General features: G+C 64.6%; 23 protein-coding genes. 7 read left to right on the forward strand and 16 right to left on the reverse strand.

The window, feature by feature from the left end; genetic code table 11:
- The first annotated feature begins 4 nt into the window (after positions 1–4).
- From ACCQ03_RS18220 to ACCQ03_RS18240, 5 genes are all read left to right on the forward strand, one after another.
- On the forward strand, positions 5–1,306 hold the full coding sequence (locus ACCQ03_RS18220; protein ID WP_057679265.1) for an ABC transporter permease: 1,302 nt from the start codon (positions 5–7) through the stop codon (positions 1,304–1,306).
- A 55-nt stretch (positions 1,307–1,361) separates the two neighbouring features.
- Positions 1,362–2,588 (forward strand): ABC transporter permease, encoded by a 1,227-nt coding sequence (locus tag ACCQ03_RS18225; RefSeq protein WP_017155229.1) that lies wholly within the window; start codon positions 1,362–1,364, stop codon positions 2,586–2,588.
- 210 nt (positions 2,589–2,798) lie between these two features.
- A complete protein-coding gene (locus ACCQ03_RS18230; RefSeq protein ID WP_057679266.1) occupies positions 2,799–3,113 on the forward strand; it encodes a hypothetical protein in 315 nt (104 codons plus the stop codon).
- A 164-nt stretch (positions 3,114–3,277) separates the two neighbouring features.
- Positions 3,278–4,621 (forward strand): sigma-54-dependent transcriptional regulator, encoded by a 1,344-nt coding sequence (locus ACCQ03_RS18235; protein ID WP_033478207.1) that lies wholly within the window; start codon positions 3,278–3,280, stop codon positions 4,619–4,621.
- A gap of 8 nt (positions 4,622–4,629) precedes the next feature.
- A complete protein-coding gene (locus ACCQ03_RS18240; RefSeq protein WP_057679267.1) occupies positions 4,630–5,976 on the forward strand; it encodes a sensor histidine kinase in 1,347 nt (448 codons plus the stop codon).
- A gap of 104 nt (positions 5,977–6,080) precedes the next feature.
- Here ACCQ03_RS18240 and glmU read toward each other — a convergent pair whose 3' ends face one another.
- The gene (gene glmU / locus ACCQ03_RS18245) at positions 6,081–7,451 is read right to left on the reverse strand and encodes a bifunctional UDP-N-acetylglucosamine diphosphorylase/glucosamine-1-phosphate N-acetyltransferase GlmU (protein WP_150146952.1); all 1,371 of its coding nucleotides are present in this window, start codon (positions 7,449–7,451) and stop codon (positions 6,081–6,083) included.
- Positions 7,452–7,596: 145 nt separating this feature from the next.
- Between glmU and ACCQ03_RS18250 the strand changes: the two genes are divergently transcribed.
- Positions 7,597–7,980, forward strand: a complete 384-nt coding sequence (locus ACCQ03_RS18250) for a GtrA family protein (RefSeq protein ID WP_017155234.1) — start codon at positions 7,597–7,599, stop codon at positions 7,978–7,980.
- Positions 7,981–8,494: 514 nt separating this feature from the next.
- Here ACCQ03_RS18250 and ACCQ03_RS18255 read toward each other — a convergent pair.
- From ACCQ03_RS18255 to ACCQ03_RS18300, 10 genes are all read right to left on the reverse strand, one after another.
- Positions 8,495–9,064, reverse strand: a complete 570-nt coding sequence (locus ACCQ03_RS18255; protein ID WP_057679269.1) for a chorismate mutase — start codon at positions 9,062–9,064, stop codon at positions 8,495–8,497.
- A 231-nt stretch (positions 9,065–9,295) separates the two neighbouring features.
- A complete protein-coding gene (locus ACCQ03_RS18260) occupies positions 9,296–9,718 on the reverse strand; it encodes a F0F1 ATP synthase subunit epsilon (RefSeq protein ID WP_003484011.1) in 423 nt (140 codons plus the stop codon).
- Positions 9,719–9,887: 169 nt separating this feature from the next.
- Complete coding sequence (gene atpD / locus ACCQ03_RS18265) at positions 9,888–11,294, reverse strand: F0F1 ATP synthase subunit beta (RefSeq protein WP_017155237.1); 1,407 nt, start codon at positions 11,292–11,294, stop codon at positions 9,888–9,890.
- A gap of 144 nt (positions 11,295–11,438) precedes the next feature.
- Complete coding sequence (atpG, locus tag ACCQ03_RS18270) at positions 11,439–12,302, reverse strand: F0F1 ATP synthase subunit gamma (RefSeq protein WP_057679270.1); 864 nt, start codon at positions 12,300–12,302, stop codon at positions 11,439–11,441.
- 183 nt (positions 12,303–12,485) lie between these two features.
- Complete coding sequence (gene atpA / locus ACCQ03_RS18275) at positions 12,486–14,033, reverse strand: F0F1 ATP synthase subunit alpha (protein WP_057679271.1); 1,548 nt, start codon at positions 14,031–14,033, stop codon at positions 12,486–12,488.
- Between the two features lie 47 nt (positions 14,034–14,080).
- Complete coding sequence (locus tag ACCQ03_RS18280) at positions 14,081–14,608, reverse strand: F0F1 ATP synthase subunit delta (protein WP_057679272.1); 528 nt, start codon at positions 14,606–14,608, stop codon at positions 14,081–14,083.
- A 3-nt stretch (positions 14,609–14,611) separates the two neighbouring features.
- Positions 14,612–15,082, reverse strand: a complete 471-nt coding sequence (locus ACCQ03_RS18285) for a F0F1 ATP synthase subunit B (protein ID WP_003483999.1) — start codon at positions 15,080–15,082, stop codon at positions 14,612–14,614.
- A 113-nt stretch (positions 15,083–15,195) separates the two neighbouring features.
- Positions 15,196–15,498 carry a F0F1 ATP synthase subunit C gene (gene atpE, locus ACCQ03_RS18290; protein WP_002814105.1) on the reverse strand — a complete coding sequence of 101 codons (303 nt, stop codon included), beginning with the start codon at positions 15,496–15,498 and terminating at the stop codon, positions 15,196–15,198.
- Positions 15,499–15,570: 72 nt separating this feature from the next.
- On the reverse strand, positions 15,571–16,371 hold the full coding sequence (atpB, locus tag ACCQ03_RS18295; RefSeq protein WP_005914709.1) for a F0F1 ATP synthase subunit A: 801 nt from the start codon (positions 16,369–16,371) through the stop codon (positions 15,571–15,573).
- A gap of 26 nt (positions 16,372–16,397) precedes the next feature.
- On the reverse strand, positions 16,398–16,763 hold the full coding sequence (locus ACCQ03_RS18300; RefSeq protein ID WP_209227651.1) for a hypothetical protein: 366 nt from the start codon (positions 16,761–16,763) through the stop codon (positions 16,398–16,400).
- Positions 16,764–17,285: 522 nt separating this feature from the next.
- Here ACCQ03_RS18300 and ACCQ03_RS18305 point away from each other — a divergent pair.
- A complete protein-coding gene (locus ACCQ03_RS18305) occupies positions 17,286–18,098 on the forward strand; it encodes a hypothetical protein (protein WP_057679273.1) in 813 nt (270 codons plus the stop codon).
- 138 nt (positions 18,099–18,236) lie between these two features.
- Here ACCQ03_RS18305 and ACCQ03_RS18310 read toward each other — a convergent pair whose 3' ends face one another.
- From ACCQ03_RS18310 to ACCQ03_RS18330, 5 genes are all read right to left on the reverse strand, one after another.
- Positions 18,237–18,524: a hypothetical protein gene (locus tag ACCQ03_RS18310; RefSeq protein WP_017155243.1), complete on the reverse strand. Its 288-nt coding sequence runs from the start codon at positions 18,522–18,524 to the stop codon at positions 18,237–18,239.
- Positions 18,525–18,582: 58 nt separating this feature from the next.
- On the reverse strand, positions 18,583–20,406 hold the full coding sequence (gene lpdA / locus ACCQ03_RS18315) for a dihydrolipoyl dehydrogenase (RefSeq protein WP_209227648.1): 1,824 nt from the start codon (positions 20,404–20,406) through the stop codon (positions 18,583–18,585).
- A gap of 16 nt (positions 20,407–20,422) precedes the next feature.
- On the reverse strand, positions 20,423–21,070 hold the full coding sequence (locus ACCQ03_RS18320; RefSeq protein WP_017155245.1) for a hypothetical protein: 648 nt from the start codon (positions 21,068–21,070) through the stop codon (positions 20,423–20,425).
- A complete protein-coding gene (locus ACCQ03_RS18325; protein WP_209227646.1) occupies positions 21,067–22,845 on the reverse strand; it encodes a dihydrolipoyllysine-residue acetyltransferase in 1,779 nt (592 codons plus the stop codon). Before ACCQ03_RS18325 ends, ACCQ03_RS18320 begins: the two co-directional genes overlap by 4 nt.
- A 129-nt stretch (positions 22,846–22,974) precedes the next feature.
- Positions 22,975–23,739: a DUF2884 family protein gene (locus ACCQ03_RS18330; RefSeq protein ID WP_209227644.1), complete on the reverse strand. Its 765-nt coding sequence runs from the start codon at positions 23,737–23,739 to the stop codon at positions 22,975–22,977.
- Between the last annotated feature and the right edge of the window lie 205 nt (positions 23,740–23,944).

Here is a 23,944-nt window from a genome sequence, read left to right on the forward strand (position 1 = left end):
ACCCATGTTCGGCTACTACTTCAATCTTGCGGTGCGCAGCTTCCGTCGCAACAAGGTCCTCACCGCATTGATGGTGCTGGCCATTGCGCTGGGCATCGGCGCCAGCATGACCACGTTGACAGTGTTCCATGTCTTGTCGGGCGACCCGATTCCGCAGAAGAGCGATCGGTTGTTCTATGTGCAGGTCGATGCGCAACCGAAGTCCGGCTATCAACCGGGAGACGAGCCCGATTACCAGTCCACCCGCTTCGACGCCGAGGCGCTGCTGCGTGGGAAGCGCGCCATGCGTCAGGCGATGATGTCAGGCGGCAGTGTCGCGATCGAGCCACAGCGCAGCGGATTGAGTCCTTTCAAGCTGAACGCTCGTTTCACTTCGGCCGATTTCCTTACGATGTTCGATGTGCCCTTGCTCTACGGCCAAGCGTGGTCCAGCACCAGCGACGAGCGGCACGAACGTGTTGCGGTGATCAGCAAGTCGCTGAACGAAAAGCTGTTCGACGGTGGCAACAGCGTCGGGCGCGACGTGCGCGTGGACAAGAACACCTTCCGTATCGTCGGCGTCCTGGATACCTGGAAGATCAACCCACGCTTCTACGACATCACAGACACCTACGGCTCGAACGAACAGCTGTATGTGCCGTTCAGTACGGCGATGGATCTGAAATTGAGCCACTACGGCGGAACCAACTGTTCCGGCAAGGTCGAAGCAGGCGACACCACCGCGCTGAATGCACCCTGCAACTGGGTGCAGTACTGGGTGGAGCTGGAGAGCGCCAAGCAGGCAAGCGATTACAAGGCCTACCTCGAAAATTATTCCGATCAACAACGTGCCGCCGGGCGCTTTACCCGGCCCAACAATGTGCGCCTGCGCAACGTGATGCAGTGGCTGGACTACAACAAGGTGGTTCCCAGCGACGTCCGCCTGCAGCTGTGGCTGGCCATGGGCTTTCTGCTGGTGTGCCTGCTCAACACGGTCGGCCTGTTGCTGGCGAAATTCCTGCGCCGCAGCGGAGAAATTGGTGTGCGGCGCGCGCTTGGAGCCTCGCGCGGCGCAATCTTTGCGCAGTGCCTGGTGGAGGCAGGGACCATCGGCCTGGCCGGCGGCATCGGCGGACTTGTGCTGGCATGGCTGGGGCTGTGGGCCGTGCGTCAGCAACCGGTGGATTACGCCGCGCTGGCGCACCTGGATCTCACGATGCTGCTGCTGACGTTCGCCATTGCGATCGCGGCGAGCCTGCTCGCCGGCATCCTGCCTTCCTGGCGCGCCATCCAGGTCGCACCGGCGCTGCAGTTGAAGTCGTCCTGAACCTCCTGCCCGCCGCACCGCGGTGAGCCACGCTTCCTATCTTCAAGGTCAGCCCATGGACATCCGACCCATCATCTCCACCTTGCGCCGCCACAAGACGGCCGCCGCACTGATCGTGCTCGAGATCGCACTGGCTTGCGCCATCATCTGCAATTCGCTGTTCCTGATCGGCAATCGCCTGGACACGCTCCAGACTCCCAGCGGCATCGCCGAACAGGAGCTGCTCAGCATCCAGCTGGACGGCATCGGCCCGCAGGCCAATGCCGACGCACGTACTCGGGAGGATCTGGCAGCGCTACGCGCGGTACCCGGCGTACGCAATGCGGTCATCACCAATCAGATCCCCTTCGTCGATTACTCGTCCAACACCGGGCTGACCCTGACCCCGGAGCAGGAACGCCCCACGCTCAATGCCGCGCAGTATCTGGTCAGCGAAGGCAGCCTGGACGCACTTGGCCTGCAATTAAATGCCGGTCGCGACTTCAGCCCCGACGAATACATCAGCCAGGAAAAAGCAGATAACGACGATGAGGTCCGCAAGAAGGGTGCGGCGGTCATTCTGACGCAGGCCGCTGCCGACAAGCTGTTCCCCGACCACGGTGCGCTCGGCAAGACCATCTACTCCGGCGATGTCCCGTTGCGTATCGTCGGAATCGTGCGCACCCTGGCGCGGCCGAACAATGTCAATGGACTGTCGGCAAAGGAATATTCGATGCTGCTGCCTATCCGTCCACCGTATACCGATGGGCAATACGTCGTACGTGTCACCGATCCGTTGCGTCGGGCGGAAGTGCTGAAGGCGGCAGTGGCGGCCTTGATGAAAGTGGACAACAGCCGGCTGGTGCTGAAACAACAGACCTACACCGAAATCCGCGAAAAGTATTTCCGTAATGACCGCGCCATGATTTGGCTGCTTGGAGCGGTGTGCATCGCCCTGTTGATCGTCACTGCGCTAGGCATCGTTGGTCTCGCCAGCTTCTGGGTGCAGCAACGCACCAAGCAGATCGGTATCCGCCGTGCGCTGGGTGCAACGCGCAGCCAGATCCTGCGCTACTTCCAGATCGAGAATTTCCTGCTCGCCTCGATCGGCATCGTGCTCGGCATGCTGATGGCCTACTCGATCAACGTCTGGCTGATGGCACGCTATGAATTGCCGCGACTGCCGGCAATCTACCTGCCGATCGGCGCGCTGCTGCTGTGGATGCTCGGCCAGCTGGCGGTGTTCTGGCCGGCCCGGCGCGCAGCCGCAGTGCCACCGGCTGTTGCCACCCGCAGTGCATGATGGCCGCTTCCCTGTCACTCGGCGGCGGGGAAGCAGCCACGCTCGCCATCCACCGTGCGTTTCCACCATCGTTACGAACCGGATTCCCTCATGCCTTGCTCTCTTGCGACATCCGCACTGATCGCCCTGACGGCCTGCTGTCTCTTTCACCCCGGCCAGGCCCATGCGACAACGCAGGCGCACGCGGCGTCGGCCTCGTCCAGCGCTTCGGTGCAAGAGGCGCTCGCCATCGACGACACCCGGCTGAACTGGCGCCATAACGACCAGATCCTGGAGCTCGTCGCCAGCAGCGACGGATTGCTGGTGACCCAGGCCAGCGCTTCGCTACGCCTGCAGTTGCAACGCGGCGACCGCGTGCGCACGGTGGGCCGGACCCCGATCACCGCAGTCGCAACACTGCTGGCGGCGCTGCACGCCGCGGCAGGCAACCCCATCGCCGTGGATGTCATGCGCGATGGTGTGCAGGTGCATCTGATCTGGACCGCGGCCATGTACACACCACTGTTGCCGCCCACGGCTCCATAACCAAGCGCCCTGCCGGCACACAGCCGGCTCACCCTGCATCGGGCGCTTGAGTCCGCCGCCGTTGCCGCCCGACGATCTGGCCGCGCCCCTGCCTAGCGGCGCGTTGTCGCTGCGTGTTGCCAGTATTCTGTGCCGATCCCTCCCGCGCCCTCTTGAGCAATGCGATGCCGCACATCCTGATCATCGACGACAACACGGCCGTTGCCACTGCGTTGGAGGTGCTGTTTTCGCTGCACGACATCGAGGCGCGGCACGCCCATTCGCCGCAGGCCGGGCTGGCGCTGCTGGACGAGCAGGCGTTCGATCTGGTGATCCAGGACATGAACTTCACCGCCGACACCACCTCCGGCGAAGAAGGCGAGGCGCTGTTTACCCAACTGCGTCAGCGTCACCCGGACCTGCCGGTGATCCTGCTCACCGCCTGGACGCATCTGGGCAGCGCGGTGGGCCTGGTCAAGGCCGGTGCGGCCGATTACATCGCCAAGCCCTGGGACGACACCAAGCTGCTGACCACGGTCAACAACCTGCTGGAATTGTCCGAGGCGCGGCGCGAGCTGGAACGTCGTCGCGAACGCGAATGGCGTGGCCGCGAGCAGCTGACCCAGCGCTACGACCTGCGCGGCGCGGTGTTCGCCGATCCGGCCAGCGAGCGCGCGATCGCCCTCGCCTGTCAGGTCGCACGCTCGGACTTGCCGGTACTGATCACCGGCCCCAATGGCAGCGGCAAGGAAAAGATTGCCGAGATCATCCAGGCCAATTCGACCACCAAACATGGCCCGTTCATTGCACTCAACTGCGGCGCCTTGCCAGGCGAATTGATCGAAGCCGAATTATTCGGTGCCGAAGCCGGCGCCTACACCGGCGCCAACAAGGCGCGCGAAGGCAAGTTCGAAGCGGCCGATGGCGGCACCCTGTTTCTCGACGAGATCGGCAACCTGCCCCTGGCAGGGCAAATGAAGTTGCTGCGCGTGCTGGAAACCGGCCGTTACGAGCGGCTGGGTTCCAACCGCGAACGCCATGCCAAGGTGCGCGTGATCAGCGCCACCAATGCCGATCTGCCGGCGATGATCCGCGACGGCAGTTTTCGCGAGGATCTGTATTACCGGCTCAACACGGTGGAAATCGCATTGCCCGCACTGGCCGAACGCCCCGGCGACATCGGCCCGCTGGCCGAGCACTTCCTTGCCGGTGAAAAGCCGCTGTCGCCGCAGGCGCGCGATGCATTGCAACGGCATGCCTGGCCCGGCAACGTGCGCGAGCTACGCAATGTGCTGCAGCGCGCCGCCTTGCTTGCGCAGGGCGCGCGTATCGAAGCGGGCGATCTGAATCTGCCACGTGCACCCGCGCCACGGCTGGCGGCGCCGGCGGCAGGCGAGCCGGATCGCGCACGTATCGAACAGGCGCTGGCACGCGCGCAAGGTGTGATCGCGCAAGCGGCCGCCGAGCTGGGATTGAGCCGGCAGGCGCTGTATCGGCGCATGGACCGCTACGGCATCAGCTCGGAATGAACCTTCGTATGCGGAACCGCTCTTTCACGTTTTCGCTGTTTCTACGCTTGCTGCCGGTGCTTGCGCTGGCCGCTGCATTCCCATGGTTCATGGCGTACTGGCTGGACCGCGGCTGGCAGGTGGCGGCGATTTCGGTCCTCGTCCTGCTGGCAGCGATGTGGTTCAGCCTCACCCGCGCCACTGCGCCGATGCGCTCGCTGTTTCGCGCGCTGGCCGGCACCACCAGCAGCTACCGCGATGGCGAATACAACTTCGGCGTGTATTGGCGCGGCAACGACGAACTGGCGCAACTGGTGCAGGCGCATGCCGAACTTGGCGATGTGCTGCGTGCCCAGCGTAGCCATTTGGTACAGCGCGAGCTGATGCTCGACACCATGCTGCAGAACACGCCGGTGGCCATGCTGCTGGTGGTCGCTGGCGGCGATGGCCTGCGGCGGATCGGGTTTTCCAACAATGCCGCACGCAAACTGCTGTACGACGGACGCAAGCTGGAAGGCCAGCACCTGGACGATGTGCTCGACCGCATGCCGGCCGAATTGCGCGACGCCCTGGCGCGTGGCGGGGACTGCCTGTTCGCGGTACGCGAAGATGGCGACGACGAAGAAGACGAGCAGATCTATCACCTGTCGCGGCGTAGCTTTCACATCAACGGACGCGGGCACGAGCTGTTGTTGATCCGCACCTTGACCACCGAATTACGCCGCCAGGAAGTGCAGACCTGGAAAAAAGTCATCCGCGTGATCAGCCATGAATTGAACAATTCGCTGGCACCGATCGCCTCGCTGGCGCATTCGGGTGCCGAGCTGCTGCGCCGCGAACGCACCGATCGCCTGGGCACGGTATTCGAGACCATCGAAGAACGCGCGCGTCACCTGGAAGGCTTTATCCGCGGCTATGCGCGCTTTGCCAAATTGCCGCAACCGCAGCTGCAGACCATCGAATGGGCGCCATTTCTGCAGCGCTTGCAGCAACAGATTCCGTTCCAGGTGCAGGGCATGCTCACCGATGTCTCCAGCCGCATCGATGCAGCGCAGATCGAGCAGGCGCTGCTGAATCTGCTGAAAAACGCCCACGAAGCCTGCAGCGAAGCGCAGCCACCCAACAGCGATGTCGCCCTGCGCGTCACGCGCGTGCCGCAATGGCTACGCATCGAAGTGCTCGACCGCGGCAACGGCATGAACGAAGCGGTACTGCACAACGCGCTGATGCCGTTCTATTCGACCAAGCGCAATGGCACAGGTCTTGGCCTTGCCCTGACGCGCGAAATCGCCGAAGCGCACGGCGGCCGCATCTCGCTGCACAACCGCGAACACGGCGGACTGTGCGTGACCTTGCTGTTGCCGCTGGCGGCGTGAACACGGCGGGACCGGCGCCTTCCTTCAAGGGTGCGTGACATCCGGCGCGTGGGCAAATGCTGCGCACGCGCGCCAGATTGCACCACGCAGCACACCCCGCGGCACTACGGCGACTTCTTGGTCGGCCGCTTCCAGCCTTCGATCACGGTCTGACGCGCACGCGTCACGGTGAGTTGGCCCGCTGGCGCATCGCTGGTGACCACCGACCCGGCGCCGATGGTGGAATTGGCGCCAATCTCGATCGGCGCCACTAGTGCGCTGTTGGAGCCGACAAACGCACCATCGCCGATGGTGGTCTGCGACTTGTTCACCCCGTCGTAGTTGCAGGTGATGGTGCCGGCGCCGATGTTGACCTTGCTGCCGATCACCGCATCGCCCAGATAGGTCAGATGGTTGGCCTTGCTGCCGACGCCCATGGTGACCTTTTTGGTCTCCACGAAATTGCCGATATGCACGCCATCAGCCAACACGGTGCCGGGGCGCAGACGCGCGAACGGACCGATCTGCACCGCGCCTTCGGTGACCACGCCTTCCAGATCGCTGTGCGCACGCACATGCGTGCCGGCACCGAGCGTCACGTCGCGCAAGCGCACGAACGGCCCGATCACCACGTCATCGCCCAAGGTGACCTCGCCCTCCAGGATCACGTCGATATCCAGCTGCACATCGCGGCCCACCTGCACGCTGCCACGCTGCTCCACACGCGCCGGGTCGGCCATGCGCACGCCTTGCAGGCAAAGCGTGTGCGCGGCGCGCAGCTGCCAGGCACGTTCGAGCTGGGCGAGTTGCCACGGGTCGTTGGCACCTTCCACCTCCTGCGGGTCGGCCACGTGCACCATGTCGGCCGGCGTGAAATCGGCTGCGGCGCTGGCGAACACGTCGGTGAGATAAAACTCGCCCTGCGCATTGTCGTTGGACAAGCCGGCCAGCCAACGGCGCAGTGCGGTGGATTCAGCGGTGAGGATGCCGGTATTGATGGTGCGAATGCGGCGCTGCTCGTCATTGGCATCCTTCTGCTCGACGATCGCGGCCACCTTGCCCTCCGCGTCGCGCAGGATGCGCCCATAGCCGGTGGGATTGGCCAGTTCGGCGACCAGCACCGCCATGCGGCCCGGTGCATGCAGCAACTGCAACAGGCTCTCGCTGCGGATCAGCGGCACATCGCCATACAACACCAGTACCGTTGCCGCATCGGGAATCGCAGGCATGGCCTGCTGCACGGCGTGTCCGGTGCCCAACTGCTCGCGCTGTTCGGCCCACTGCAGATCGTCTTGATCGGCGAAGGCTGCCTGCACCTGATCGCCGCCATGCCCGTACACGACATGGATCGCCGCCGGCTGCAGCTGCCGTGCAGTGGCGATCACATGCGCCAGCATCGGCTGGCCCGACAGCGGCTGCAGCACCTTGGGCAGGGACGAGCGCATGCGCTTGCCTTCGCCCGCGGCCAGGATCACAACGTGCAGGGGCAGGGTCATCAAGACATTCCAGGCAGAGAGATGTCCAAATTCTAGTCGCTGCGCCAGCGTCGCGTCGTTGTCCGGATGCCGCGTTCGCCCGCGCTAACGACGTTTGCGCCTGGCAGCCGCTAGGATGGGCGCCCCGTTCCCGTCCCCTGCACGCATGAGTCTGTTCCGCCAAGGCAGCCAGTTCATGATCATTGGCGCGCTGCAACTGGCCGTGGATTGCGGCATCTTCATCGCCGCCACCGCCGCAGGCATGCCTGCAGTGCCCGCCAATCTGCTTGGGCGCATCGGCGGCGCCATGCTCGGCTTCTGGCTCAACGGCCGCTATACCTTCGCCCAGCAAGGCGATGCGCGGCTGGGTTGGCGACGCTTCCGCCGCTTCGCGGTGATGTGGCTGACGCTCACGCTGATCAGCACCTGGCTGCTCGCGACCACGGTCGACCTACTCGGCCTGCGTCAGGCATGGCTGGCAAAACCGCTGGTCGAAGGCGGCCTGGCGATCGTGTCGTTCTTCCTGGGTCGGCACGTGGTGTATCGCTGATCGATGCATGCGCAGGCGCCGAGCGATTGCTCGGTCGTATGACGATATGACGCAGAAAGACACCGCTTGCATGCAGACATGCGCAGCACAGTCACGGCCTCTTCTCCCGTGCTGATCGATCGCGCGGACATCCTTATGGCTCTTCCGCGGCATCCATGCCGCGCCGGGTCCGCGCCGGTCGGCGGGCATGCAGCAGTCGCGTTGGCAGCGTACGTGGCCTTCAACCAGGCTGCCAGCGACCTTTCGGGTGCGGCAACCTCGCCGGTTGCATGACCGTTGACGGGACGGATGCCGCGCCATCGCTTCCACGGCACGGGATGACGGCGCGTCCCGCTAGCGCCGAGGCCACCGCGCCTTGGACACGCCCAGCGTTCGATCTGGACGTCTGACTGCATCCACCAGGATGCGGCGACAAAACCGCGGCCGTCACCACCAGGCGAATGCGCAAACGTTTTGTCGACCGCTCTCACCGCCCGACAGCGCGTTGGTCTCGCAGACACGTGAGCGTTGTGGATCAGTGGCAAAAATCGCCCAGGCCACGCACCAGTGCCGCGCGATGCAGCGCATCCAGCTGCCACTGCTCTGCGTAATGCGCCGCAGCGCGCGCGGTGCTGGCCGGGCAGTCGGGCGCGCTGCGTGCCGACGCCACATCGGCCAGCGCATCGAGCAGTTCGCCCTGCAGTTGATCCAGGCGAGTGCGCAGCGCCGCGAGATCCGGACGTGCGGTGTTCGGCGCGCGTCCGCGTTCGTGCCAACGGTTCAGCAGCGCGTACTGCACTGACTTGTTGGCCTCGATTTGCGCCCCAAAGAAGCGTGCCGCATCGTCGGCATCCAGCCCATGCGCGGGCGCCTGATCGCGCACGCTTTGCAGCACCGCCGCCTCGCGCGCCTGATCGAGCACCGGCTTGCCGCTGTCCCACTTGCTTAGCGCTACCGCGTCGCCAATGGCATTGCGCTGCACGATCCGGTCCATCAACAGATCCAGCGGCGGCTGGCTGCGCGCCGGCAATGCGCATCCCAGCAGTCCGGCGGCCAACAGGCCGCTCACCATGTAAGCGCGAATGCCATCGATCGAACGGGTCATGCCATCTTCCTCAACGTGCCGGAATAACGTTGCCATGCACCGCTGCGGTGCAGCGGTGCGCCAAGGCACGCAGTGTGCCTGCCGCGCGCTGCGGCGGATTCACGCAGCCGCACGCGGGGCTCCAAAAACGAAAACGCCGACACGACGGTCGGCGTTTCGAACTTCTGAGCTGCAGACGAAGGCGCAGCTGCCTGACGTGCACGCCCACCTTGAAGGCGGGCAGACCACCGCTTAGTGCTTGAGGTTGCGACGCAAGCGCTCCAGCGCCTGCAACTGCACTGTCGCCTCGGCCAGCTGACGCTGTGCCTCGGCCACGTCCACCGTGTTGCCACGGTTGGCCAGCAGCCGCTCGGCCTCTTCCTTGACCTTGCGCACGGCCGCTTCGTCGATGTCCTGCGCACGCACTGCGGTGTCGACCAGGATGGTCACCACCTGCGGCTGCACTTCCAGGATGCCGCCGGAAATGGCGAAATCCAGCTGTTCGCCATTGGCGGTGGTCACCACCACCTTGCCCGGCTTCAGGCGGGTGATCAGCGGCGCGTGCTTGGGCGCAATGCCCAGCTCGCCCAACTCGCCGGTGGCCACGACCAGCGTCGCCTCACCGTGGAAGATTTCCTTCTCGGCGCTGACGATGTCGCAACGGATAGTGCTCATGGTGCCTCACTGTAGTGAGGCGGGGAATCGGGAGTCGGGAATCGGGAATGGGAAGAGCGGCTGGCTGCACGCTTTTCCGATTCCGTTCAATTCCAGTCCACCGATGACCCGCCTTTACGATTCCCGATTCCCGATTCCCGATTCCAGCCGCGTAGCGGCTGGGATCGCATCAGGCCTTGGCGCTCATCTTGTTGGCTTTCTCGACGGCTTCTTCGATGCTGCCGACCATGTAGAACGCCTGCTCCGGCAGGTGGTCGTATTCGCCGTCGCAGATTGCCTTGAAGCCGCGGATGGTGTCCTTCAGCGAGACGTACTTGCCCGGCGAGCCGGTGAACACTTCGGCCACGTGGAAGGGCTGGCTGAAGAAGCGCTCGATCTTGCGCGCGCGCGACACCGACTGCTTGTCTTCTTCGCTCAGCTCGTCCATGCCCAGGATGGCGATGATGTCCTTCAGTTCCTTGTACTTCTGCAAGGTCTGCTGGACGCGCTGGGCGGTGTCGTAATGCTCGTGGCCGATCACCAGCGGATCCATCTGGCGGCTGGTGGAGTCCAGCGGATCCACGGCCGGGTAGATACCCAGCGAGGCGATGTTACGGCTCAGCGTGACGGTCGAGTCCAGGTGGGCGAAGGTGGTCGCCGGCGACGGGTCGGTCAGGTCGTCCGCAGGCACGTACACGGCCTGGATCGAGGTGATCGAACCGCTCTTGGTCGAGGTGATGCGCTCCTGCAGCACGCCCATTTCCTCGGCCAGGGTCGGCTGGTAACCCACCGCCGACGGCATACGGCCGAGCAGCGCGGACACTTCGGTACCGGCCAGCGTGTAGCGGTAGATGTTGTCCACGAACAGCAGCACGTCCTTACCCTTGCCGCTGGCGTCCTTCTCGTCACGGAAGTACTCGGCCATGGTCAGGCCGGTCAGCGCCACGCGCAGACGGTTGCCCGGCGGCTCGTTCATCTGGCCGTACACCATCGCGACCTTGTCCAGGACGTTGGAGTCCTTCATCTCGTGGTAGAAGTCGTTGCCCTCGCGGGTACGCTCGCCCACGCCGGCGAACACGGACAGACCCGAGTGCGCCTTGGCGATGTTGTTGATCAGCTCCATCATGTTGACGGTCTTGCCGACGCCGGCGCCGCCGAACAGGCCGACCTTGCCGCCCTTGGCGAACGGACACATCAGGTCGATGACCTTGATGCCGGTTTCCAGCAATTCGGTGCTGGAGGACTGGTCTTCGTACGACGGTGCGCCGCGATGGATTTCCCAATGGTCCGAGGCCTGCACGTCGCCGGCTTCGTCGATGGGGCGGCCCAGCACGTCCATGATGCGACCCAGCGTACCGGCACCGACCGGCACCGAAATCGCGCGTTCGGTGTTGGTGGCGACCAGGTTGCGCTTCAGGCCATCGGTGGAGCCGAGCGCAATCGTGCGCACGACGCCGTCGCCGAGCTGCTGCTGCACTTCCAGGGTGATGTCGGTGCCGTCGACCTTCAGCGCGTGATACACCTTCGGCACTTCATTGCGCGGGAATTCGACGTCGACGACCGCGCCGATGATCTGAACGATCTTGCCCTGACTCATTTTGCTGCTCCGGTTAGCTTTGTTCTGTCCGAGTGGCAGATGCCATCTCGTGGAATTTTGTGATTTGGGATTCGTGATTGGGGATTTGCAAAGGCGCAGTCCGCTGCGCTCCTACCAATCCCGAATCCCCAATCCCGGCGGTGCTTATACGGCGGCCGCGCCGCTGACGATTTCCGAAATTTCCTGGGTGATCGCCGCCTGACGTGCCTTGTTGTAGACCAATTGCAAGGTGCCGATCATCTTGTTGGCGTTGTCGCTGGCGGCCTTCATCGCCACCATGCGCGCGGCATGTTCGGAGGCCACGTTTTCCAGCACGGCCTGGTACACCAGCGACTCGATGTAACGCGTCATCACGTGCTCCAGCACGGTGGCGGCATCGGGTTCGTACAGGTAATCCCAATCGTGGTGTGCCACCTTGTGCTCGGCGGCGGGCAGCGGCAGCAGCTGATCGAAGCTGGCCTTCTGCGTCATGGTATTCACGAAGCGGTTGTAGACCAGGTAAACGCGGTCCACCTTGCCTTCGATAAAGGCATCGATCATCACCTTGATCACACCGATCAGCTGTTCCACCTGCGGGCCGTCGCCCAGGTGGGTCACGCTGCCGACCATATTGACCTTGATGCGACGGAAAAACGCCGAGGCTTTCTGACCGATGGTCACCACGTCGACCTCGGCGCCCTTGTCCTGCCACGGGCGCACTTCGCCCAGCATCTTGCGGAACAGGTTGTTGTTCAGACCGCCGGCCAGGCCGCGGTCGGACGAGATCACGATGTAGCCGACCCGCTTGACCTGCTCGCGCTCGATCAGGAACGGATGCTGGAAATCGGTGCTGGCCTGCGCCAGATGCCCGATCACCTGCTTCATCGCCTGCGCATACGGACGCGAGGTCTTCATGCGCTCTTGCGCCTTGCGGATCTTGGAGGCCGAGACCATTTCGAGCGCGCGCGTCACCTTGCGGGTGTTCTGCACGCTCTTGATCTTGGTTTTGATTTCGCGTCCGCCTGCCATTGCTCGCTCGCTTCGCTCGTGGGAATCGGGAATCGGGATTCGGGAATGGCCAAAGCCTCCCACGTCCCGCACCACGACTTCCGAATACCTAATTTGGAGACTCGAAACGATGGTCGAGGATCAACAGACCTCGATCCACCATTCTTACAAATCCCGAATGCCCAATCCCGAATCCCGGCGCCTTTACCAGGTGCCCGTGGTCTTGAACTCTTCGATGCCCTTCTTGAAGCTGGCTTCGATGTCGTTGTCCCAACCGCCGGTGCTGTTGATCTTGGAGACCAGCTCGCCCTGGGTGTTGGCGAAGTGCGCGTGCAGGCCTTCTTCGAACGCCAGCAGCTTGTTGACCGGCACGTCGTCCAGGTAGCCCTCGTTGACGGCGTAGATCGACAGCGCCTGGTTGGCGATGGACATCGGCGCGTACTGCTTCTGCTTCATCAGCTCGGTGACGCGCTGACCGCGCTCGAGCTGTTTGCGGGTGGCTTCGTCCAGGTCCGAGGCGAACTGCGCGAACGCCGCCAGCTCACGGTACTGCGCCAGCGAAATGCGGATGCCGCCGGACAGCTTCTTGATGATCTTGGTCTGGGCCGCACCACCGACGCGCGACACCGAGATGCCGGCGTTGACCGCCGGACGGATACCGGCGTTGAACAGGTCGGTTTCCAGGAAGATCTGGCCGTCGGTGATCGAGATCACGTTGGTCGGCACGAACGCAGACACGTCGCCGGCCTGCGTTTCGATGATCGGCAGCGCGGTCAGCGAACCGGTCTTGCCGGTCACCGCACCATTGGTGAACTTCTCCACGTACTCCTCGGACACGCGCGCGGCGCGCTCCAGCAGGCGGGAGTGCAGGTAGAACACGTCGCCCGGATAGGCTTCGCGGCCCGGCGGGCGCTTGAGCAGCAGCGAGATCTGGCGATAGGCCACGGCCTGCTTGGACAGATCGTCGTACACGATCAGCGCGTCTTCGCCGCGGTCCATGAAGTACTCGCCCATCGTGCAGCCGGCGTAGGGGCTGATGTACTGCATCGCGGCCGATTCGGAGGCGGTCGCAGCCACCACCACGGTGTGCGCCAGCGCGCCGTTTTCTTCCAGCTTGCGCACGATGTTGGCAACGGTGGAGGCCTTCTGGCCGATCGCCACGTACACGCACTTGATGCCGGTGCCCTTCTGGTTGATCACCGCGTCGATCGCCAGCGCGGTCTTGCCTGTCTGACGGTCGCCGATGACCAGCTCGCGCTGGCCACGACCGATCGGGATCATCGCGTCGACCGACTTGTAACCGGTCTGCACCGGCTGGTCGACCGACTTACGCCAGATCACGCCGGGCGCAACGCGCTCCACCGGTGCGGTCTGGGTGGCGCCCAGTGGGCCCTTGCCGTCGATCGGCTCGCCCAGTGCGTTGACCACGCGACCCAGCAGTTCCGGACCGACCGGCACTTCCAGGATGCGGCCGGTGGTCTTGGCCACGTCGCCTTCGCGCAGGTTCTCGTAATCGCCCAACACCACGGCGCCGACCGAATCGCGCTCCAGGTTCAGTGCCAGCGCGAAGGTGTTGTTCGGCAGTTCGATCATTTCGCCCTGCATCACGTCGGCCAGGCCGAAGATGCGCACGATGCCGTCGGACACGCTGGTCACGGAGCCTTCGTTGCGCGACTCTGCGGACAGCTTGACCGCCTCGATGCGGGTCTTGATCAGGTCGCTGATTTCGGAGGGGTTGAGCGTGGTTGCCATCGTTCAGTCCTAGGTGCCGGCCGCAAGGGCCATGCGTTTATGTGAATTCAGTGGGCGAGCGAGCTTTGCAGACGCGCAAGCTTGCCTTTCAGCGAGCCGTCGATGACCACGTCGCCGGTGTCGATCACCGCGCCGCCGATCAGCGACGCATCGACTGCGGTGGTGATGTCCACGTCGCGGCCGAAGCGCTTCTTAAGCGCAGCCGCGATCGTGTCGAGTTCGGTCTGGCTCATTGCAGCGGCCGAGGTCACCGTCGCCTTGACGACATGTTCGGCCTCGGCACGCAGTTGTTCGTACAAGCCTGCCACTTCCGGCAGCAGCGACAGCCGCTGCGCATCGGCAAGCACGCCGAGGAAACGCAGATAGTCCTCGCCCGCCTGCGGCGGGGCCAGCAGCGTCACTGCCTGGTCCTGGCCCAGGGCCGGATTGAGCAGCAATGCGGCCACGCGCGGGTCGCCGGCCACCTGCGCCGAAAACGCCAGCGCATCGGACCAGGGCGCGAAGTTGCCGCCCTCACGCGCGATCGCAAACGCGGCACGGCCGTAGGGACGGGCAAGGGTGAGGGCCTGACTCATCGCTTAAATCTCCGCCGCCAGCTCGTCGAGCAGCGCCTTGTGGGCGTTGGCGTCGATTTCGCGCTTGAGCAGCTTTTCTGCACCGCTGACGGCCAGCACCGAGACCTGCTTGCGCAGCTCCTCGCGGGCACGCGTGGCGGATGCGTCGATTTCGGTCTGCGCCAGATCCTTCTGACGGTTGGCTTCGGCAATTGCCTCCAGCTTGGCCGCTTCGATGATCTGGTTGGCGCGCGCATGGGCCTGATCGATGATCTCGTTGGCCTTGGTGCGTGCGTCCTTGAGTGCTTCGTTGACCTTTTCCTGCGCCTGCGCCAGATCCTTCTGACTACGGTCGGCCGCAGCCAGACCTTCAGCGATCTTTTGCTGACGCTCTTCGATCGCCTGCAGCAGCGGCGGCCAGATTTTGGTCGCGACGATCCAGATCAGACCGGCGAAGGCCAGCGCCTGGGCAAAGATGGTAAGGGTGATATCCATGGGTCGCTCAATCGCTGTTTAGGGGTGAAAGCGCCACCGCACGGCGGCGCTTTCCAACCTTCATCCGCGGATGCAACCGCCAAGGGCTGCATCCACATCCTGCTACCGCTGGATCAGCCGGCAGCCTGCGACAGACGCTCGATGAACACCTGGGCCAGCGGGTTGGCGAAGGCGAACAGCAGGCCGACAGCGACGCTGATGATGAACGCGGCGTCGATCAGGCCGGCGGTGATGAACATACGCACCTGCAGCACCGGGATCAGTTCCGGCTGGCGCGCAGCCGATTCCAGGAACTTGCCAGCCATGATGGCCAGACCGAGGCCGGCACCCAGCGCGGCCAGGCCGATCATGATGCCGACGGCGAGGACGGTGGAGCTCTGGACTTGAGCGAGGTTGGTCAGGACGGCGAGGTACATGGTGATCTCCGAACGAAAGTTTCTAAGGGTGATGGATGAAGCGGAATAAAGCAGATGAAGGGTGACGCAAACTCAGTGACTGTCTTCAGCCAGGCTCAGATACACGATCGACAGCATCATGAAAATGAAGGCCTGCAGCGGAATCACCAGCAGGTGGAACAGCATCCAGCCCAGGCCGAATGCGCCGCCAGCGACCATGCCGGCGATGCCCGCACCGCCCAGCACCCAGATCAGCAGGAAGACGATCTCGCCGCCGAACATGTTGCCGAACAGTCGCATCGCCAACGAAATCGGCTTGCTCAGCCACTCGACGATGTTCAAGAGCAGGTTGAACGGCATCATCCATTTGCCGAACGGCGCCGTCAGGAATTCCTTGGTCATGCCGCCCACGCCCTTGGAGCGCAGCGAGAACACGATCATCAGGAAGAACACGCTGATCGACATGCCCAAGGTGGCGTTGACGTCGGCGGTCGGCACCGGCTTCCAGGCGTGCACGCCGGCCCAGCCCAGCGGGATGGCGATGAAATCGGCCGGGATCATCTTGATGAGGTTCATCAACAGGATCCAGAAGAAGATGGTGATCGCGATCGGGGTCACCAGCTTGCTGCTGCCGTGGTAGGTGTCCTTGGCCTGGCGATCGACGAACTCCAGGCAGATCTCAACGAATGCCTGCCACTTGCCCGGCACACCGGCCGTGGCATTGCGGGTCGCCGTCCAGAACGCCAGGACCATGACCAGACCCATCAACACCGCCATGATCAGGGTGTCGAGGTGGATGGTCCAAAACGTGCCGCCACCATCGCGAACCGGAACGATCAGGTTCTGCAAGTGATGCTGGATATAGGAGGTAGGTGTTGCTGCCTCGCCCGCCATGTGTCCGGAGCCCTTTTAAGTTCGAATCAACGCCTGGCCAGAGCCAGAACCTGAAAAATCAGCCCGATGGCGATACCTGCCAGCAAAGCCAGAGGAGGCAGCCGCCACAGGCCGAAGCCCAGCGCCAGCGCCACGAAAACCAACACCCACTTCAGCACCATCGCCAGGATCAGCCGCACCATGGCGATGCCCGCTGCCTGGATACCGCCGCCTAGCGCGGTACGTGCCGCAACCCAACCGCCCAGCACCGTCGCAAATCCGGTCAATGCCAGACCGGCAGCGTAACGGGGACCGACCAACAGCAACCCCAGACTGGCTATAGCTACGGCGGCAAGCGGATATACCGCAGCGCGCAGCATCAACCGCCGACCCGCGTCAACGGAGTTCAGCACTACGGTTACCTTACGTGTGAATGAGTGGGAAGCGCAGTTGCGCCTCGTCGAGCCGCGAAAGTATAGCAATGGGACAAATTGCGAGACAACCGGCAGAGGTCATCGCTTGCTGCGATGCACCACGCGGCCGCCGCCGCAGCGGGTGGGAACTTTGCCACAAACTGGCGGTCATAACTTGTGAGGCCTGCACATCCTCGTCGAAAGGTACCGCCGCAGGCCGCGTCTAGGAGCCCTGGGAGACCGGGGCTCCTGCTTTTGTACGCATTTTGTCGCACCCCGCGACCTTCCCATCCGCGGTCCAATCGAACGCTTGGTTTGCCTGGCTCCTGGACGACCGTGGCAGTGACGTTGCACGCGTTCCATGACTCGACCAAAGGACTAGCGAAGCGGACCGTTTTGTCCGATTGCTACGGCCGCCTTCACGCTGATTGGACGGCCCCTTCACTTTTGAAAGACGCGCGCTTATCGACTATGCGCTGCACAGGCCGAACCGCCTGACCATTCCAAGAATTCGGAGCTCCCATGAAACACCTCCTCGCACTGGCGATCCCGTGCGTCCTGGCCGTCGCCTATATCGCGCCCGCACACGCCGAAGACACCGATGATCGCTTCCAGCTCCGCCTCGGCGCGATGAATGTCGACAACGACAACACCATCCGCGGCAACACGCTGCTGGCCGGCAACAATGTCTCGGTCAACGAAGACTTCAAGCTGGGCGGCAAGGAATGGGAGCCGCGCGTGGATGGCGTGTTCCGCATCAGCACCCGCCAGCGCCTGATCTTCGACTACTTCAAGTACGACAAGGATCGTCGCGAGACCCTGAGCCAGGACCTGAGCGCCGGTGGCGTGACCGTGCCGTCGGGCAGCTTCATCAAGGGCGAGCTGAAGTACCAGGTCGCCACTTTCGTGTACGACTACTCGGTGATCGATTCTCCGGAATTCAGCCTGGGCCTGCAGATCGGCGCCGAGTACGCCAAGGTCGAGGCCAATGCCTACGCCGATCTGGGTACGTTGTTCAGTGGCGATGTCCTGGATGAAAGCGAAGACGGCGTTGCGCCGGTCGTCGGCATCCGCTTCACCGCGCGTCCCAGCGAACATTGGCTGTTCAACGTGCAGGGCCAGTACCTCAACACCAGTTGGGGCGACTTCGGCGACTACGACGGCGACCTGAGCCGCGCCAACGCCATTGCCGAATACCGCTTCACCAAGAACTTCGGCATTTTCGCCGGCTACGACTGGTTCAAGCTGGACGTGGACCGCGAGGGCAGCGACGGCCTGGTCGGCCTGAAGCAGGAGTTCAAGGGCCCGGTGGCAGGCGTGACGCTCGCGTTCTGATTCTTTCCGGCCCCGGGACCCGGGATCCGAAAAGCAGCTTCATGCAGAACCCCGCAGCGATGCGGGGTTTTGTCGTTTAACCGGTGCGTGGCAGGTAACCGACCCGGCAGCAGCCACCTGGCAGCTGGGTGCACACGCTCACGGGGGCTTGGTCGCACCGGCCACCAACAGATGCTGGTGCGTGGTGCAGTAGCACTCGTCATGCCAACCGTAGTGCGGATCGGTGCAGATCGCATGCTGCACCGTCGCCGGCAGCGACGCCACGTCGCTGCGCAAGTCGCGCTTCAACGAGACGAACACCGAGCCCGGATGTGGCCAGTCGGTCCGCTGCGGCGGCTCGGCGATGCGGTTGCCGCTGGCCAGTTCGCGCTGCAGCAGCGCCTGCAGTTCGGGACACAGATTGCCCTGCCCCACGGCGACCTCCATGCGTCGCGTCACTACCGCGGCGACCGTGCCACACGTAGCACGGTCGTGCGGAGCGGCATCACTTCTTCTTGGGGATGTACAGATCGGTGATGGTGCCGTCGTAGACCTCGGCGGCCATGCCGACCGATTCGCTCAGGGTCGGATGCGCGTGGATGGTGTGGCCGATGTCTTCGGCCTCGGCACCCATCTCGATCGCCAGGCCGATCTCGGCCAGCAGGTCGCCAGCATGCACGCCGACGATGGCGCCACCGATCACGCGATGGGTCTCTTCGTCGAAGATCAGCTTGGTGAAGCCCTCGGTACGGCCGATGCCGATCGCGCGGCCGCTGGCGGCCCACGGGAACTTGGCAACGCCGACCTTCAGGCCCTTGGCCTTGGCTTCGGTTTCGGTGACGCCGACCCAGGCGATTTCCGGGTTGGTGTAGGCCACCGACGGGATCACCCGCGCCACCCATTCCTTCTTCTCGCCGGCAGCCACTTCGGCGGCCAGCTTGCCTTCGTGGGTGGCCTTGTGGGCCAGCATCGGGTTACCGACGATGTCGCCGATGGCGAAGATGTGCGGCACGTTGGTGCGCATCTGCCGGTCGACCGGAATGAAGCCGCGCTCGGTGATGGTGACGCCGGCCTTGTCCGCGCCGATCTTCTTGCCGTTGGGGCTGCGGCCCACGGCGACCAGCACACGGTCGTACGTGGTGGCCTGCAGACCGGGCTTTTCGCCTTCCGCGGCCGCTTCGAAGGACACGGTGATGCCGCTCTTGTCGGCGGTGACGTCGGTGGCCTTGGTCTTGAGATGGACCTCGACGCCCTGCTTCTTCAAGCGATCGGCCAGCGGCTTGACCAGGTCCTTGTCGGCACCCGGCATCAGCTGGTCCATGAACTCGACCACGGTGACCTTGCTGCCGAGCGCGCTGTACACCGTGGCCATTTCCAGGCCGATGATGCCGCCGCCGACCACCAGCAGGGTCTTGGGGATGTCGTGCAGTTCCAGCGCGTCGGTGGAGTCCATCACGCGCTTGTCGTCCCACGGGAAGTTGGGCAGCTTCACCGCCTGCGAGCCGGCGGCGATGATGCAGTGCTCGAAGCGCAGCAGCTGGGTGGTGCCGTCGGCGCCGACGATCTCCAGTTCGTTGGGCGAGACGAAGCTGGCCACGCCGGTGACGGTGCGTACCTTGCGCTGCTTGGCCATGCTGGCCAGCCCGCCGGTGAGCTTGCCGACCACTTTTTCCTTGTACTCGCGCAGCTTGTCCAGGGTGATCTTGGGCTGGCCGAAGTCCACGCCGAAGTCGCCGGCATGGGCCACTTCATCGATCACCGCGGCGGCATGCAGCAGCGCCTTGGACGGGATGCAGCCGACGTTGAGGCAGACACCGCCCAGGCTGGCATAGCGCTCGACCAGCACCGTGTCCAGGCCCAGGTCGGCCGCGCGGAAGGCAGCGGTGTAGCCGCCGGGGCCGGCGCCGAGCACCACCATCTTGCATTCGATGTCGGCCGGCTTGCCGCTGGCCAGCGCCGGCTTGGGCGCAGCCGGCTCGGCTGGAGCGCCGTGCGACGGCGTCACCGGCGGCTTGCTGCCCGGTGCGGGGGCAGGCGCTGCAGCGGCCGGGGCAGCCTTGGGTTCAGCCTTGGCCGGCGCGGCGGCCTCGCCTTCGGTTTCCAGCAGCACCACCACCGCCCCTTCGGACAGGGTATCGCCAACCTTGACCTTGAGCTCCTTGACCACGCCGGCAGCCGAGGACGGCACTTCCAGCGTGGCCTTGTCCGACTCCAGCGTCACCAGGCCCTGGTCCTTGGCCACGCTGTCGCCAACGGCGACCAGCACTTCGATGACGGGGACATCGCTGTAATCGCCGATGTCGGGAACCTTGATTTCAATGACCGCCATTTGCTTCTCCTGTAGCTCAACCGGCCGTGCCGGCAAGCGTCTGCTGGAGTTCATCCAGCGACGATTCGATTTGGGTCCAGCGCTTGTCGCGCTTCTTTTCCTTGCCTTCGCTGGCTTCGATCAGCAGCGCGGCCTGTTTCAGCAGCAACTCGCCGGCACCGCAGCTGGGGCGAGCGCCGCTGTAGCGCACGCCATCGACCTGGAACGAGAGCACTTCGCCCTCGCTCACCGGCGCGGTGCGTCCGTTCGGCGCGAGCTGGGTCAGCGTGTTGGTCCAGTTGCTGACCAGACGCTTGGCCAACGGCGCCGGTATCGGGATCTCGACCGTTTCCGGGGTCTGCTCAGTGCGGAACTGCACGCTGCCGCGGTCGGTCTGGCTGACCCAGCTGTAGACGCGCTCCTCGGCGCGGCTATGCCGCAGGGTCCAGTCGGCGCCCTCCTTGCCCGGCACCAGCGACACCGCGCTCTCCACGCCCCGCGTGGGCAGGGTCAGCAACGACAAGGCCGGCTTGGTGCCGCCATCCAGCAACGTGGTGACCGCAGTGCCGTAGTTGCCCACGGCCGGCGGCCAGCCGCGGCCGAGCGTGCTCTCGCATTCGCGTGCGGCCACGTTTGTCCACGGCAGCAGGCCGAGCGCGGCGATGGTCAGCAGCGCGGCCCTCACAGCAGGACGCGACGCATGTCGGCCAGCACCTGGCTGAGGTAGGTGGTGAAACGGGCTGCCAAGGCGCCGTCGATGACGCGGTGGTCGTAGCTCAGCGACAACGGCAGCATCAGCTTGGGCGCGAAGTCCTTGCCGTTCCAGACCGGCTGCATCGCCGACTTGGACACACCCAGGATCGCCACTTCCGGCGCATTGATGATCGGCGTGAACGCGGTGCCGCCGATACCGCCGAGCGAACTGATCGAGAAACAACCGCCGCTCATGTCGGCCGGACCCAGCTTGCCGTCGCGGGCCTTCTTGGCCAGCTCGCCGCTTTCCTGCGCAATCTGCAGCACGCCCTTCTTGTCGACATCGCGGATCACCGGCACGACCAGGCCGTTGGGCGTATCGGCCGCAAACCCGATGTGGAAGTACTTCTTCAGGGTGAGGTTTTCGCCGGCCGCATCCAGCGAGGCGTTGAACTCGGGAAACTTCTTCAGTGCCGCGGCGCTGGCCTTGATCAGGAACGCGAGCGTGGTCAGCTTAATGCCGGCCTTCTCGTTCTCCTTGTTGAGCGCCACGCGCAGGGCTTCCAGGTCGGTGATGTCGGCCGACTCGAACTGGGTGACGTGCGGAATCATGGCCCAGTTGCGCGCCAGGTTGGCACCGGAAATCTTCTTGATGCGCGACAGCGGCTGGGTCTCGGTCTCGCCGAACTTGCTGAAGTCCACCTTCGGCCAGGCCAGCAGGTTCAGACCGTTGCCGCCACCGGCCGGCGCCGCGCCGGCTGCGGCAGGTACGCCACCGCTGAGTGCGGCCTTGACGAAGCGCTGCACGTCTTCACGCGTGATGCGGCCGCCCTTTTCGCTGCCCTTGAGCTGGTTCAGGTCCACGCCCAGTTCGCGTGCGAACACGCGCACCACCGGGCTGGCGTACGGCACCTTGGACGGCAGCACGCTGTCGGCGTCGAAGGTCACCGGCGGGCTGCTCGGGTTGCCTGCGGACGGCTGGCCGCCCTGCGCTGTCGGCGTGCCGGTGCTGGAACGCGCACCCTGCACCTGCGCGATTTCGCGCTGGGCCAGCTTGTCCGGCTCGGCCGGGACGGCAACCGGCTCGACCTTGCCCGCGGTTTCGGCGGTGTCGGTGGTTGGCTTGGCCGGCGACTGCGCCGCACCGGCGCCGCCGTCGGCGGCTGCAATGATCGCCACCACATTGCCCTGCGAGAGCGTGTCGCCGACCTTGACCTTGAGTTCCTTGACCACGCCGGCGGCCGAGGACGGGACTTCCATCGTGGCCTTGTCCGATTCCAGCGTGACCAGGCTCTGATCCTTGGCGACGGTATCGCCCACGGCCACCAGCACTTCGATCACCGGGATGTCGGTGTAATCGCCGATATCGGGCACACGCGCTTCGATCAGGCCGCCGCCGTCCGAGGAGGCCGCAGGCGCAGCAGATTCGGCCTTGGCAGCCGGTGCCGGGGCGGCGGCGGGCGCAGCCTTGGCCGGTGCGGCGGGCGCGGCGGCAGCGGCGGGCTTGGCGGCATCGGCGCCGGCATCAGCCACTTCGATCAACGCCACCAGCGCGCCCTGCGAGAGCGAATCGCCGACCTTGACCTTGATCTCCTTGACCACACCAGCCACCGACGAAGGCACTTCCATGGTGGCCTTGTCCGATTCCAGCGTGACCAGGCTCTGGTCCTTGCTGACCGTATCGCCGACGGACACCAGCACCTCGATTACCGGGACGTCGCTGTAGTCACCGATATCGGGGACAAGTGCTTCCTTGATTTCGGCCATACGGGGAACTCCGGCAACAGAATGGGGAAACCCCTATTGTGGCCGGCTGCGGGCCGCAGCGCCAACCATTGCCGTGCAAAAAATCGCGCGCCAGGCAGGATGCAGCGTCCGCATGCATGTGCACGCCGATCATTTTGCTGCGCGTCGATCGACCCGCAACAGTTGCAGTGGCTCGCCCGACGGCAAACGATACGCCAGCGCATTGTCCAGCCCATCGAGCGCTTCCAGGCGCTGGCACAACTGCTGCGCGCGCGGCCGCAATGCACGCGCCTGTGGCTCGACCAGGCGCTCGACGCGCGCCTCCATGCCATCGAGCGAACGCAGCTGCACGTCATTTCCGGTGATTGCGGACTGCACCGCACCGGCCACCACATCGCCGATCAGCTGCGGCAGCAGCTCGGCGACCAGCGCGCCGATGTCGTCGTCGATATCGATCGGGGTCAGCTGGCTTTTGCTGAAGCTCTGCTTCAAGCGCACATCGATCTTCTCGCGCACGTTTGCCAGCTGCGCGCGCGTGGCGTCCGGGCTGCGACTGAAGCCGGCGGCCACCTCACCCAGTGCGGTGATTGCGATATCGGCCGCTTCGCGCCCGACGTCCTGCGCCAGCGGCACCACATCGCGGGTCTGGCGCTCGAACTGGATCAGGCGGGCACGATCGTCAGCGCTCAATGCAACCCAGCGGTCGTCGACGAACAGCGCGCCCTGGCGCATCACCAGCCGCTGCGGCGTGCCTGATTCGCGGATCAGGATCAGGCTGCGTGGGTTGAGCGTGAGGTCGTAACCGCTGCTGACCTCGCAGTGCAGGTCCTGGTCCTTGGCAGCGGCCACCCCTGCGCCGCTCAACAGACCGAACAACGCAGCTGCTGCCATCGTGATTGCGTGCTTGATCGCCATCTGACCACACTCCGTTGCGGGCTGGCTGCAGCATGCCTGCAACGCTGGCACGCAGACCCGTGCCGGAGGCTGGCATGACTTCTGGCCAATGGCCGCCACACACAACGCGGGTGTCGACAGCGGTGCGGCAGCGTGCATCGACAATCGCTGCGGAGCACCGCGACCGCGGCGCGGTTCGCAGCGACGCTCGCGTTCCACACTCACC

The sequence above is a fragment of the Xanthomonas sp. NCPPB 3569 genome (genome assembly GCF_041475645.2).
Taxonomy (GTDB): Bacteria; Pseudomonadota; Gammaproteobacteria; order Xanthomonadales; family Xanthomonadaceae; genus Xanthomonas; species Xanthomonas phaseoli.